The 14,088-nt window shown below is 36.4% G+C and carries 13 protein-coding genes; 2 read left to right on the forward strand and 11 right to left on the reverse strand.

Annotated features, from left to right (window positions below):
• Positions 1 to 5: 5 nt before the first annotated feature.
• From manA to ASU02_RS21095, 7 genes are all read right to left on the reverse strand, one after another.
• On the reverse strand, positions 6 to 956 hold the full coding sequence (gene manA, locus ASU02_RS21065; protein ID WP_057767308.1) for a mannose-6-phosphate isomerase, class I: 951 nt from the start codon (positions 954 to 956) through the stop codon (positions 6 to 8).
• A gap of 265 nt (positions 957 to 1,221) precedes the next feature.
• A complete protein-coding gene (locus ASU02_RS21070; protein WP_057767310.1) occupies positions 1,222 to 1,485 on the reverse strand; it encodes a hypothetical protein in 264 nt (87 codons plus the stop codon).
• A gap of 17 nt (positions 1,486 to 1,502) precedes the next feature.
• Positions 1,503 to 1,961 (reverse strand): dTDP-4-dehydrorhamnose 3,5-epimerase family protein, encoded by a 459-nt coding sequence (locus ASU02_RS21075; RefSeq protein WP_057767311.1) that lies wholly within the window; start codon positions 1,959 to 1,961, stop codon positions 1,503 to 1,505.
• Complete coding sequence (gene rfbD, locus ASU02_RS21080) at positions 1,958 to 2,800, reverse strand: dTDP-4-dehydrorhamnose reductase (protein ID WP_408607301.1); 843 nt, start codon at positions 2,798 to 2,800, stop codon at positions 1,958 to 1,960. The genes ASU02_RS21075 and rfbD overlap by 4 nt, the downstream gene beginning before the upstream one ends.
• A 4-nt stretch (positions 2,801 to 2,804) precedes the next feature.
• The gene (gene rfbB / locus ASU02_RS21085) at positions 2,805 to 3,764 is read right to left on the reverse strand and encodes a dTDP-glucose 4,6-dehydratase (protein WP_057767316.1); all 960 of its coding nucleotides are present in this window, start codon (positions 3,762 to 3,764) and stop codon (positions 2,805 to 2,807) included.
• Entirely contained in the window at positions 3,761 to 4,501 is a 741-nt protein-coding gene (locus tag ASU02_RS21090; protein ID WP_057767318.1) for a sugar phosphate nucleotidyltransferase, read from the reverse strand. The genes rfbB and ASU02_RS21090 overlap by 4 nt, the downstream gene beginning before the upstream one ends.
• A 426-nt stretch (positions 4,502 to 4,927) precedes the next feature.
• Complete coding sequence (locus tag ASU02_RS21095) at positions 4,928 to 6,862, reverse strand: LTA synthase family protein (RefSeq protein WP_232426313.1); 1,935 nt, start codon at positions 6,860 to 6,862, stop codon at positions 4,928 to 4,930.
• Between the two features lie 320 nt (positions 6,863 to 7,182).
• Here ASU02_RS21095 and ASU02_RS21100 point away from each other — a divergent pair, with 320 nt between their 5' ends.
• The gene (locus ASU02_RS21100; RefSeq protein WP_057767320.1) at positions 7,183 to 7,368 is read left to right on the forward strand and encodes a hypothetical protein; all 186 of its coding nucleotides are present in this window, start codon (positions 7,183 to 7,185) and stop codon (positions 7,366 to 7,368) included.
• Positions 7,369 to 7,480: 112 nt separating this feature from the next.
• On the forward strand, positions 7,481 to 8,530 hold the full coding sequence (locus ASU02_RS21105; protein WP_057767322.1) for a M42 family metallopeptidase: 1,050 nt from the start codon (positions 7,481 to 7,483) through the stop codon (positions 8,528 to 8,530).
• Between the two features lie 45 nt (positions 8,531 to 8,575).
• On the opposite strand, the gene ASU02_RS21110 is transcribed toward ASU02_RS21105, so the two are convergent.
• From ASU02_RS21110 to ASU02_RS21125, 4 genes are all read right to left on the reverse strand, one after another.
• Positions 8,576 to 9,508: a C40 family peptidase gene (locus ASU02_RS21110; RefSeq protein WP_057767324.1), complete on the reverse strand. Its 933-nt coding sequence runs from the start codon at positions 9,506 to 9,508 to the stop codon at positions 8,576 to 8,578.
• A gap of 249 nt (positions 9,509 to 9,757) precedes the next feature.
• Positions 9,758 to 11,644, reverse strand: coding sequence for a selenocysteine-specific translation elongation factor (gene selB, locus ASU02_RS21115; RefSeq protein ID WP_082631882.1), 1,887 nt, complete (start codon positions 11,642 to 11,644; stop codon positions 9,758 to 9,760).
• Between the two features lie 75 nt (positions 11,645 to 11,719).
• Positions 11,720 to 12,448 carry a YwaF family protein gene (locus tag ASU02_RS21120; RefSeq protein ID WP_057767326.1) on the reverse strand — a complete coding sequence of 243 codons (729 nt, stop codon included), beginning with the start codon at positions 12,446 to 12,448 and terminating at the stop codon, positions 11,720 to 11,722.
• Positions 12,449 to 12,463: 15 nt separating this feature from the next.
• Positions 12,464 to 13,144 (reverse strand): Dph6-related ATP pyrophosphatase, encoded by a 681-nt coding sequence (locus tag ASU02_RS21125; RefSeq protein WP_057767328.1) that lies wholly within the window; start codon positions 13,142 to 13,144, stop codon positions 12,464 to 12,466.
• Positions 13,145 to 14,088 lie beyond the last annotated feature (944 nt).

Here is a 14,088-nt window from a genome sequence, read left to right on the forward strand (position 1 = left end):
CTCTGTTACGTTCGTGGATGGGATACGAGTGCTTCAAAATCCCCATTAATCGTAATCATCCCTATTTGCGCAGGCAAAATAAAATGATCGCCTTTTTGAATAGTGTATGTTTCCCCATTTGCTGTTAATATTCCAGTGCCATTAATCAAACTTACTAATTGAAACGGCTGGTCTTGTACCATTTTAGCTTCTTCATAAATCTCCCATTTATATACAGTAAATTCTCTAGCCTGAATAAATGTGGTAATCGTATTTTTACCTTGTTTTTCAACTTTAGGCTCTATTTGATTTTTAATACATGGCACGTGTATAACCTCAAGAGCTTTTTCGATATGAAGTTCTCTCTTTTTTCCATTTCGATCCTTCCTATTGTAGTCATATACTCGATAAGTAATATCAGAGCTTTGTTGTGTTTCCAATACCAAAATGCCCTCACACAAAGCATGAATAGTTCCGGAAGGCACATAAAAAAAATCTCCAGGTTTTACTATAATTCGATTCAGCAATTTGTCCCATTGACCTTTTTCCACCCTATCAGCTAATTCCATTTTAGACTTAGCAAAATGTCCAAGAATGATTTCGGCATTTTCTTTACAATCAACAATATACCAGCATTCTGTTTTTCCAAGCTCCCCATTTACATACTTTTTTGCATATTCATCGTCAGGGTGCACTTGGATCGACAAATCTGCATTTGCATCAAGGATCTTTGTCAGCAGCGGAAAGACCGGGGACGGATAGTTCCCAAACAATTCGCGATTATTTTCCCAAAGATCACCAAGAGTTCTCCCTTTATACTTTCCAGCTTTTACAATACTTTGACCATTTGAATGACCAGAAATTGCCCAGCACTCCCCCGTTTTTTTTGATGGGATTGAATAACCAAACTGATCATATAGTGCTGAACCTCCCCAAATCCTCTCTTTAAAAACTGGATTTAAATATAATGGTTGTATTTTAAATACCTCCTTTGTATTAACTTTTTTAAAGTTACTATGGAGTGAAGAAAAATCTGATACTTGATGAAAAAATAAATACTGAGGTATTATATGGGAATTTTTCTTTAGAGGTATAGGTGAAAATCTAAGGATCTAAAAAACTTATGATATAATGTACAAAAATACAAATAAGACTGGGTCTATTGCGCCCAGTCTTATTTTTTCATATAGAAAATCATAAATGATGCTATTTAAATAACTTCATTCTGATTAAAAAGATTATTTATTTTAACTGAAAATTAACTTCCTTTTTATAACAGCAAAACTTATACTTCCCACTTTTCCCACAGGGACATGGGTCGTATAATCTATCCTTCATTTTAACTTTTAACGCTTTTTTTAGCTGTGAAATGTCAACTTTAGGTTTTATTTTAATAATTGACTGAATACCAAAATCATTGCAGATTTTTGCAACCTGTGCGAGCTGTTGCTCATTTACTACATGACATACAATTGGCCTTTCTCTCGGTGGGTTTATTCTTGCCAATTCTTATTCCCTCCTCATTATCGAAATTTCGTGTCCCAGCTAAAGCCAATGGATGGATCATTCCACTCGATTCGTTTCTCATCAGGGTTCTCACGATCGTAAGATTTTGTTGTAAAATAGATAATAGTTGCAGGTTTTTCCCCTAAAACTCGGTACCCGTGTGCGATTCCTTTAGGGATTAGAAGCATAATTGGATTTTCTTCTCCTAAATAATAAACATCCGTTTTTCCTTTGGTAGACGAGCTATCCCTCAAATCATGAAGAACAACTTGGGCATTGCCTGAAGGAAAAAACCATAAATCATCTTGCTTTTCGTGATAATGAAAGGCTTTAATGACCCCTGGATAGCTCATAGACCAGGATGCCTGGCCGAACCCCGACAACAAATCAGGTTCATCATCACGAACAAGCTCTGCGAAAAATCCCCGGTCATCACAATGTTTGACAAGCTTTTTTATCTTCACTCCTTCAATCACTGACATATCTCCTTTCGAATAAATTCTTTTAGAGCTTCTTTCCATGGTCTAGGAAGCGTAATTTCTTCTCTCAGCAAAGCTTGATGACTCAAAACCGAAAATTTCGGCCTTGGGGCAAGAGCTTTATATTCAACTGTTGAAATAGGAAGAACTAAGTCGCGATTCACGCCAGCTTCTTCAAAAATGACCTCTGCAAATTCATGCCAAGTACATGATCCTGAATTGCTAATATGGTAAATTCCATTTTTTTTATGCATTAATGTAAGAATCATTTCAGTGAGATCATTCACATAGGTTGGCGATCCTAACTGATCGTTTACAACCCTAATTTCCTTTCCTTTCTTAGAAAGGTTTAACATCGTCTTGACAAAATTATTCCCTCCATGCCCGTAGAGCCAAGATGTGCGTATAATTGTTGTCTGATCGCATAGCCTTGTTAATTGCTCGCCCATCCACTTGCTCAGACCATATATAGATTGAGGATTCGGCACATCCTCTTCGGTATAAGGCTGGTTTTTCTTTCCATCAAACACATAATCTGAACTAATATAAAACATTCGAGCCTGAATTTTATTAGCTGCCTGTGCGATATATTGTGTTCCGAGTGCATTAACTTCCATTGCTTTTTTTTGCTCAATTTCGCATTGATCTACAGCTGTAAAAGCAGCAGCATGAATGATTATTTGCGGTTTATAATGAGATATTATGTGATCCACTCGATTTTTGTTTGTAACATCTAATTCCTTTTTTCCTAAGCCAATGACAGAATGGGATGGGCATAATTGTTTCACTAATTCTTTTCCTAATTGTCCATGAGCTCCAGTTATTAAAATATTCAATTGATCACCTGCTATCATGCTCCTGTTTTTTATACCATTCTATTGTTCTATCTATTCCTTCAGAGAAAGAAACGAGTGGCTTCCATCCTAACTTACTTGCTATTTTCCCAGAATCCATTGAATATCTTCGATCATGGCCCTTCCGATCTTCAATAAAATGTATGAGTTGATCGCTTTTCTTCAGCTTATTTAGGATGATTTGTATAACTTCTAAATTTGTTTTTTCTTCATAGCCGCCAATGTTGTACACTTCTCCAGGAACACCATTTTCAAGTACCAATTTTATTGCTCGGCAGTGATCCTCCACGTATATCCAATCACGGATATTTAACCCATCTCCGTACACAGGGATATCAATATTATTTAGAGCGTTTGAAATCACTTTAGGAATGAATTTTTCTGCATTTTGAATAGGGCCGTAATTATTGCTGCATCGGGTGATGATTAATGGAAGCTGATGTGTTTTGAAGTAGGATCTAACAAGCAAATCTGCTCCTGCTTTCGTGGCCGAATATGGATTATTAGGTGCAAGTGGAGTCTCTACTGTAAATGGAGGATCTGTTGATTGCAGAGAACCATATACTTCATCAGTGGAAATTTGGATCATTTTCATCGCTTTTCCATTTAATACAGCTTGTAAAAGGTTAAATGTGCCATTAATATTCGTTCGTATAAACGGGGCCGCGTCCACAATACTTCGATCCACGTGTGATTCGGCAGCAAAGTTGATGATTGCAGCATATTTTTGATCAAATATCGCATCCAAATCTTGCTCGTTGCCAATATCACCATGAAAAAACCGATATTGACTCGATTTTTCAAATGGTTTGATGGCTTCCGTATTACTGGCATAGGTCAGAGAATCAACATTAGTAATATAGTAATTTGATCGCTCCAGCAAATATGAAATAAAATTTGCTCCGATAAAGCCGGCTCCACCAGTGATCAGGAGATGGTTGTTCATATATTCTTCTCCCCAATCGGGTTATTGTTTACATATTGAATAGCTTTAAATAATGATTCATGAGTACCTGCATCAATCCACCAGCCTTTTAAAATATCGTATTCGAGTTGGTTATTTTTAATGTACATATTGTTTACGTCTGTAATTTCAAGTTCATTTCTGTCGGAGGGCTGAGCAGCATCAATATACTGAAAAACTTCATGATCATACATATAAATTCCAGTTACACAATAGGAGGATGGAGGATTGATAGGTTTTTCAATAATGGAGAGAATTAGTTTTTTGATCGGTTCTATATTTGGCACCCCATATCGGATTGGATCCATGACTTCTTTAAGAAGGACTCTTGCACCTTTCTTCTGTTCTTTAAATGTTTGAACAAAAGGTGTTAATGAATCTTCAAAAATATTATCGCCAAGAATTACAATAAACTTTTCTTTATTTATATAATGGCGTGCACCTAATAAAGCATCTGCAATCCCCCCACCTACATTAGGCTGAATTTGATATTGAAGCTCTACGTTTAGGTTTTCTCCGGATCCTAATATCTCAATAAAGGAAGGAACATCTTTAGGATTTGTTATAATTAGAATTTCATCGATTCCCGCTTCCTTTAATTTCAAAATGGGCCAATAAATCATTGGATACTTGCCAACAGGCAACAGATGTTTGTTAATTACTTGAGTAAATGGTTTTAAACGAGTACCAGAGCCGCCAGCAAGAATAACCCCTTTCAATGATGAAACACTCCTTTCATAGTATGTTCAAGAGTACAAAACCTCATTTAAACTTTGTCATTCAAATAAGAAATATCTATATACTATATGAAAAATATCTTCATTTGATCTTAATCATCATCAGCCTATAGCAATCCAAGCAACGACAATGGGTACGCTCCAAATTCATGAAAACTGTAATTATAGGAGGAACTTTTCGGCATAAGAAAAACACCTCCTTAGATTGATACATTAATCGTACTAGGAGGTGTGGCGTGTTAAAACGTATTGATGCATAATCCTTCGAGGAGCATCGGAGCTTTATTGAGAAAAATTTGCCTGGCAGCAAAACATTTCATCCGCACGTCTAGTTAGATACACTTCCACCCTTAAGAGCAAATTTCTGACAACGCAAAAAGGAGTGAAGATAACTTCACTCCTCCCCCTTTATTGCTGTGTACCAAGCCCGTTTCTCTCTTCCTTAATAGGAATATCCTTCTTAATATATTGATAATCATTACGATCTATCGGTTCATAGCCTTCTGGTTTATAGAAACGAAGCAAATCTTTGTAAACAATTTCATCTGACATTTGAAGCTCAGTTCTTGCCTTCTCAGCTAGTGACTCGCACCCTGCTCCTTCTACGAGCTCACCTGTTTCAGTAGAGTAACATTTCTCTTCAATCTGAGAAACTTCTGGAGAAACAAAATCGCCATTTCGGAATGGTACAACTTCACGATGATTTTTTGATAAAAGGTCAGAACCTACTGTCAAATAATCTTTCGTATCTATTCCTAAAAGATGCAATAATGTAGGCTGAACATCCACTTGACCGCCAACTTTATTCACTAATCCGCCATCTACTCCTGGCACATGAATGAAAACTGGTACTCGCTGAAGCATGGCATTATCGAATGGAGTAATTTCCTTGCCGATAATTTCTTCCATAGCTTTATTGTGATTTTCAGAAATTCCATAGTGGTCCCCATATAAAACGACAACCGTATTATCGTATAATCCCGATGTCTTCAAATCATTAAAGAATTGCTCTAATGCTTGGTCCATATAGTTTGCAGATTGGAAATACTGGTTTACAACATTATCGTCAGTTTCTGCAGCAGGAAAATCTGTATCACCCTCATCCATTTTAAATGGAAAGTGGTTGGACAACGTAATAAATTTAGAATAGAAAGGCTGTGGCAGACTTTCTAATATTGGCATCGATTCAGCAAAGAATGGTTTATCTTTTAGACCATAATTTTTTGTATTTTCATCTGTCATATTATAATATTCTGCATCAAAAAACTCATCATACCCTAAGGAACGGTACATTTCATTACGGTTCCAGAAGGTTTTGTAGTTTCCATGGAATACTGCAGATTTGTATCCAAATGATTTTAAAATCGCTGGAGAAGCTTGATACGTATTTTGTGCCTTATTTACATAAACTGCACCTTGTGACATTGGATATAATGAGTTATCCATTATAAACTCCGCATCACTTGTTTTCCCTTGTCCTGTTTGGTTAATAATATTATTGAAATAAAAAGTTTTCCCATCGTGTGCTAATGAGTTCAAGAAAGGAGTAACCTCTTTCCCATTTAGCTGGTAATCAATCATAAATGTTTGCAATGACTCCATTGAAACATAAATGACATTCATTCCCTTTGCTTTCCCAAAGTATTCAGGATTTGGTTCAGCATAATTCGCCTTTATATAGTTTTCAACTTCTGTAATATCATTGGAGTCTGCCAATGCTCTTTGACTGGCAGAACGTGCATTTTGAATGACATCATACACAGAAAAATTATAAGCACCTAAATATTTAACAAGATAATTTCTGTCAAATGAACGTGTTAATAGCTCAGGGCGATCCTTTTCCGCAAGCCCAAGATTCAGCATAAACGTCGCTACTGCGGCAAGAATAACAACTGCTCCTGGTTTTCTGCTTACTAATTTTCCTGGGTTGTACCATTTCTTTGCTACGAAAAGGATGAGCAAAATTGTATCCGTAAAGTAGAAAATATCAAGCGGAGACATTAAAGATAAAGCACTCTCTCCCAATTGTCCCCCATTCACTTTTGTTTGCATGACGACTGGAACAGTAATAAAGTCGTTAAAAAAGCGATAATAAGCGATATTTGCATACAAAACAAACGAAAGCAAAAAGTTCATTATAATGAATATGGTTGATTGAACTTTGCCTTTAAATAATAATGCGATCCCAAAGAATAAAAGAGCTGAACTTAAAGGATTAATAAATAATAAAAACTCCTGCATTTTATTATCTATTCCTAAATTAAACTCAATTCGATAAGCCGCATATGTTTTTAGCCAAAATAAAATGACAACGAAAAAGAACAGCGGCAAATTCCCTTTCATTTTTTCATTTATTGTTGAAAAAAGTTTTTTCATAATTCACACCTCACACATTTAAAAATCAGAAAAACTTAGCAAGCGCTAAGTTTACATAATTTTTCTATTGACCATCAAAATTTATTAGGAAGCTGAACGATGTTATCTAATATATCATAGAATTGAAGGATTGAAAACTAAAAACCCTGACAAAAATTTAGCCAGTTTCCCCCTATATCCAACAAAAATAGACAATACTCCCTAAATTTCTTTTTGTTTATATGGACATTAGATGAAGCAAGTATTTCCCCTCCAACATAATGTATAGGGAAGGGAGGGACAGAAATATGCAACTACTAATCTTGCTTTATTTAGCCTCAATATTGTCAGGATTTGCTCTTATTAATGTGCCAACATCTGCAATCATTACACCAGGAATTGCAAACTTTTTCGATATTGTTGGTGGAATTGCAATTGTTGTATTCTCATTCGTATTGTTATATCACGGGATTAAATCACTTATAAAAAAATAACTATTTAATCAGAGACCCCACTAGGGTCTCTTTATATTTTTATTTCATATGAGGTTAAGAAAGAATTATAATAATAATTGGACATATCATTTCAAAAAGAGGAGATGTACATATGGCATACCCTAATATCGATGAAACCCTTCAGCTTTTGAAAGAATTGGTTTCTATCCCAAGCCCTTCTGGAAATACGGAAAAAGTGATTTCTTTTGTGGAACAATACTTGAAAGAATTAGGTGTGGAAACAAGCAGAAACCGCAAAGGGGGATTAATTGCAACACTTCATGGCAGAGATGATAAAAAGCACCGCCTCCTAACAGCCCATGTGGATACGCTTGGAGCAATTGTTAAGGAAATTAAACCGAGCGGCAGACTTAAACTTGATCTAATTGGCGGCTTTAAATACAACTCCATTGAAGGAGAATACTGTGAGATTGAAACATCCAAAGGAAAGAAATATACAGGAACGATTTTGATGCACCAAACTTCTGTGCATGTCTATAAGGATGCCGGAAAAGCAGAAAGAAATCAGGATAATATGGAAGTTAGAATTGATGAAGTTGTTCATAGTGCGGAAGAAGTACAGGCGCTGGGAATTGAGATTGGAGATTTTGTTTCTTTCGACCCACGGGTACAGCTTACACCTTCAGGATATATCAAATCGCGACATCTTGATGATAAGGCAAGCGTTGCACTCTTATTGCAATTAATAAAGCAAATAAAATCAGAGAGCATAGATCTACCCTATACTACTCATTTTCTTATTTCAAATAATGAAGAAATTGGCTACGGCGGGAATTCCAATATTACCCCTGAAACAGTAGAATATTTAGCAGTAGATATGGGAGCAATGGGAGATGGACAGGCAACAGATGAATATACAGTTTCAATCTGTGTTAAGGATGCCAGCGGACCGTATCATTATGAGCTAAGAAAAAAATTAGTGCAGCTTGCAAAGGATCATCAAATTGACTATAAGCTTGATATTTATCCCTACTATGGCTCAGATGCTTCAGCTGCCATTCGTGCAGGACATGACATTGTTCATGGGTTAATCGGACCAGGGATAGATTCATCCCATGCTTTTGAAAGAACTCATAAAAAATCGATCGAGAATACAGCAAAATTACTATTTCATTATTTACAGTCTGAAATGGTTCTTTAGTATAAAACAAAGCCTCCATGACTGGAGGCTTTGTTTTATTAAAAATTATAATGCCGTTCTCACCCCAAGATAACGAGTCTTCCAATACGATAGACTCATATCACTGATCGTTACCCCTGTTGATGAACCAGAGTGAATAAATTGATTATCTCCTAAATATATTCCTGCATGTGATGGGCCCGAGCTTGTGTTAAAGAATACAATATTCCCTACTTTCGGTGTCGAAACTGGCTTCGTTGCGTCCCAAATGGTTGCTACCGTCCTAGGAATGGAAATGCCAACATTATTGAACACATAGTTTAGATAGCCGCTGCAATCAAATGCAGCTGGTGTACTTCCCCCCCATTTGTAAGGAACTCCGATATACTTTTTTGCCTCAGCAATGAGCACATCCACCTTAGAAGTATTAGTGGAAGGAGTTTGGCTGGAAACTGCTGTATTTGATACCTTCAATACTTGTCCAACAAAAATAGCATCTGAGCTTAAATTATTTAAAGACTTTAACTGTGAAACCGATAAATTATGGCGAGTTGCAATCATCCAAAGGCTATCACCGCTTTGGACTGTATAAGTAGTGCTTGAATTAGCAGAGCTGGCTTGTCCACCTTTAACAACTAATTTTTGTCCAGGATAAATAGTATCCGTATTTAATCCATTTAAATTTTTCAGCTCTCCAACCGAAAGATTGAATTTTCTTGCAATTCCCCATAAACCATCGCCATTTTGCACTGTATAAGTTGCTGTTTGATCATGACTGTGTGGTGCTAGTAAACTTAAATTTTGACCTGGATAAATAGTAGAGCTAGATATATTATTCCATTCAATAATTTGATTGACTGATAGATTATTCACTTGGGCAATTTTCCATAATGTATCACCCGATCGAACCTCATATGTATTTTCATGTGCACTTGCATTCCCTTGAAGTGCTAAGAAAAGCCCTGCAGTCGCTGCCATTGTAAGTAGTTGCTTTCTCATGGTGTTCACTCCTTATTGTTCTATGGATTTTATTTTATAGAAAATTCACTTTAATATATATCTGTAAAAGCTGGTGAGAATGGTATATTTTCCGCCTGCAGCCACTTCTCCCCACCATCACCAAAAAGCATCATATTTTCATAGGTATTTGTACCTAATAATCAAATTTTAGTGTAAAAGGCAAGAGAAAAATCTAAAGAAAAAGAAGCCTTTCAAAAATATTTTGGCTTCTCATTTCATTCTATCTATTTACTTTTCTATCCATATCCTTTTATTCTCTATTCTTTTTGTTATACCCATTGCATCCAAACGTTCCAAAAACGGAATCATATACTTCCTTGAAAGATCTAGAACTTCTTTAGCATCACCAACCTCAAATTCCGGACCAGTACGTCTCTTCAACTCTTCAACCGCATGTCTAAAGTGGGCACAATGCCAATAATATTGATCATCAAGCGGGGCAATCACAAGTTCTTCTACTAAAAATCTCATAATATCAGGAACTAGCTGCTTCGGTATGCCCGCTTTAGTAAAATAGTCACTTATATATTTCACTTTAAACCCATCACTTTTAAGTTGTTCAAGCAAGCCGTCTGTTCTTTTTTCCCAATTCGAAGGTATATGAGGCTTAAAATTCCGAAGATGAATGTACTGTCCCCTCTTGCAGAAAAGGGAAGATTCAATTGCCTGTTCTAATACATATTCCAATAGCTGTTTCGGATACATCTTTTGCATAGGCTGTAATAATGCCGCTTTACTTTCACCAGGCTTCATCGGATGATCATGATGAAAATCCTTCATTCGGTCATATATGTCCTCTTCAATAAAGTCCCTTATGGAGGATAGAGTATATTCCTTCCCATTATAATAAAGAAACTCTTCCGCCTCACTTAAAATTGGCATTAATTCTGATTCATCAAGTGAAGTTCTTGTTATTAATTCAGTTAGTGTCAAACTTTTTGCTTCCGATATTGCAGCCATCATTCTTTCCTTTGGGCTGCCCTCTTTTTTCTTTGCTAATTCCTCAATCGTTTTTTGGCCAAAACGATATTTCTCTCCTCTTGGATCGATGACCCAGCCGCCGCCAATTGTTTCTTGAGGACTCGGCCGTCTTAAAATAAAACGATCCCCACGCTTGGTGACAATCTCCTCATCTAATCGTATTTGACAAAGAATTTCACTATTTTCATCCTTCATTTCATTCCGGTCAAAAAAGACAATTCGTCCCATCACTTCTGCTGTGCCAATGTGACATTTGATTGGCATTCTCTGTTTAACTATATAATCTAAATCTCCTGCTACTTTTATTGAAACATCAATTGTCCGTGTAATAATAAAATGCTCTGAAGACACAAGGACATCTCCACGTTCAATATCCTCCTTAGATATACCAGAAAGATTGATTGCTACCCGCTGACCAGCATATGCATGTCCAGCATGCTGATGATGAACTTGAAGCTGCCTTGCGCGTGTTTCCAGTCCTTTAGGCATTACCATTAACGCTTGCCCTTCTTCTATTGAGCCTTCATAAACGGTCCCCCTTACAACCGTACCCTGCCCCTTAATGGTAAAAACCTGATCGATTGGAAGCCGAAAAGCCCCTCTAATATCCCTTGTTTCCAAGAGTTTTAGTGTATCGGTTATCATATTCTTCAGATCATCTATTCCTCTTAATGAAAGACTATCGACTAGCATATAAGGTGACTGTTCAAATACAGTCCCCTTTAATTCTTCAAAAATGTCATCCTGTACTAAATCAATAAATTCTTCCTCTACACGGTCAATTTTTGTAATGGCAACAATTCCATTCTGAACACCTAATAACCCTAAAATATGTAAATGCTCTCTTGTTTGGGGCATAACCCCTTCATCTGCTGCCACAACTAGAACTACTAAATCAATGCCTGCCACACCAGCAATCATTTGGCGAATAAACCGTTCATGGCCTGGTACATCCACAACCGAAATTTGTATTTCTTCATCTTCATAAAGAGGTGCAAACCCAAGCTCAATAGAAATTTGCCGTTCTTTCTCCTCCTTTAATCGATCCGTATCCACATTTGTCAAAGCTTTTGTTAACGTTGTTTTTCCATGATCAATATGTCCAGCCATACCAATTGTAAAAAACCTTTTCATCGATGCCACCTACTCCTGCTTTACTTATGTATCTTTCACATTATCGTTTAAATAAGAAAAATTCAATCATTTAGGTTATTTGTCATATAATTTCCTTGAAATCCGATTTTTCTTTGCAAAAGGAATGAGTAAAAGGAAAAACAGGAAAAAAGCAGCTGCTTCTAACGCCAATATATAATAAGGATAAGGACCAAAATAATCTAATAAGGAACCATTGCTAGGTTTGCTAGCAAGGAACATATAATTTCCGCCTGTTAATTTATTTGCTATAAACGCAGCCCCGGCACTTCCATTTAAAAATAAAAAGGAAGCAAAAAGACCTTTTCTTGTTGGTTTGAACTTATGGACGAACACAAAATAAAGACAAGTCCAAATAATAAGCATATGAGTAATAAAAAATTGAAAAAACCGGAAATGAGGAAACCCTAGAAATAATTCAGGTGTCAGAATTGCCATAAAGGCACCTGTTATTCCAATAAAATAAACAATCTGAAAAATAGTTTGTGCTCTTGTTGCTAAAAGAATTAAACATAAAATGAGACTAAGTGAACAAAGCTGCAGAGGAAGAGTAAATGAAATATCCCAATAGCCATCTTTATATAACCAAAAATGATACGAGGTTTCTAATAAGAAAAGAACTAAAAACATGATGCCCCTTGCCCAATGATCATATTTCCTTAAATGGTTTCGAAACCTAAAGAGAAATACAGATCCGGATAAAAAAATAACAATCATTAAAAAATGAGATACAGAAAAGGCTTCAAAAGGAAAAAGGTCATATTGATGGTCAAATAGTATACTCATTTAACTAAGCCCCTTTTATTCTTTTGGTATTAGTTCAATTTTTTGAAATTCATACTTTTGCGTTGTTTCAAACTTGATGATTTCTGGTTGTTCAAGTGCAATCCTTGCTTTAAAAAGTGGACCATCTGATACAAATGTATGGTATTCTCCAGACTCTCCCATCGGACAGCAATCCCTTTTTATAATATCATCAATGAATGCAGAATCGAGCTGTCTGCCAAGCCATGTATTTTCAAGTACATCTTCACGGACTCGAATGACAGTCGCCTTATAGCCTGACTGAACAAAGGTCTTCAAAAGAGGAAGTGCATCTTCTTTTCTTCCCCACAATGGATAAATTGGTTCAAGTGATGTATCCTTTGCTAATTGTTCTCCCCACTCCCGGTGCCCTTCTAGATATAAGTCACCAAAGGCAATTCCATCCAATTGATATTGAAGTTTATAATTTTTCAATGCATCCGTAAAACTGCTTGTATAATCCTCAAAGGTGCAGGAGACGAATTCTAGTGGAATATCTAAGGCTTTCGCTTGAAGCCTAACTAATTCCATTTTTTCTCCATGTCCAAAGGTTCGGCCAATTTCTATCGGAATCGTTGTTATTAAACAGGCAACCTCCACCCCTGATTTAGTTAATTTATCAAGTGCCATACAGCTGTCTTTCCCGCCGCTCCATGATAAAGCCACACGTTTCTTCATGTTCGATCATCCTTCTATCACTTTTTTCTTTATTCTATCACATCCATTCCTAGTAAACTGTAAATAAAAGGATAACGGGTACTAATAATAGAGTCACGACCTAACGCTGGTTTCAATCATTTTCGAAATAAAGGACCTTACTCTAATTATTCGGCTGAGGGCTTCCCTTCATCTTTATGATAAAAAACTGTTCGTTTTAATTTCAGATGAATATTATCTCTCAGTAATCCGATGAACAACTGCTCTCATGCTTTTTAACCTAGTATTGGACTTCATTCACCTTATGAACGACCTTTCTCATGATTTTCAACCTAGTTTTTGCCTTCATACCCCCAATGAACGACCTTTCTCTTGATTTCTAACCTAGTTTTTGCCTTCATACCCCCAATGAACGACCTTTCTCTTGATTTTCAACCTAATTTTGGCCTTCATACCTCTTATGAACGACCTTTCTTATGATTTTTTAGCCAGTTTTGGACTTCATACACCCTGTGAACGACCTTTCTCATGATTTTCAACTGAGTTTTGGTCTACATTCAGCCTTTGAACGACCTTTCTTATAATTTCCAACCTAGTTGTGGACTTCATACACCCTGTGAACGACCTTTCTCATGATTTTCAACCTAGTTTTGGCCTTCATTCACCCTATGAACGACTTTTCTCATGATTTTCAACTCGGTATTGGCCTTCATACACCCTATGAACGACCTTTCTCATGATTTTCAACCTAGTTTGGGCCCTCATACACCTTATGAACGACCTTTCTCATGATTTTTAACCTAGTTTTGGCCTTCATTCACCCTATGAACGACCTTTCTTATGATTTTTTATCCAGTTTTTGCCTTCATACACCCTATGAATAAGTCCTCTCATGATTTTCAACCTAGTTTTGGCCTTCATTCACCCTATGAACGACCTTTCTCATGATTTTCAACCTAGTTTTG

The organism is Cytobacillus praedii, from assembly GCF_001439605.1.
Classification (GTDB): Bacteria; Bacillota; Bacilli; order Bacillales; family Cytobacillaceae; genus Cytobacillus; species Cytobacillus praedii.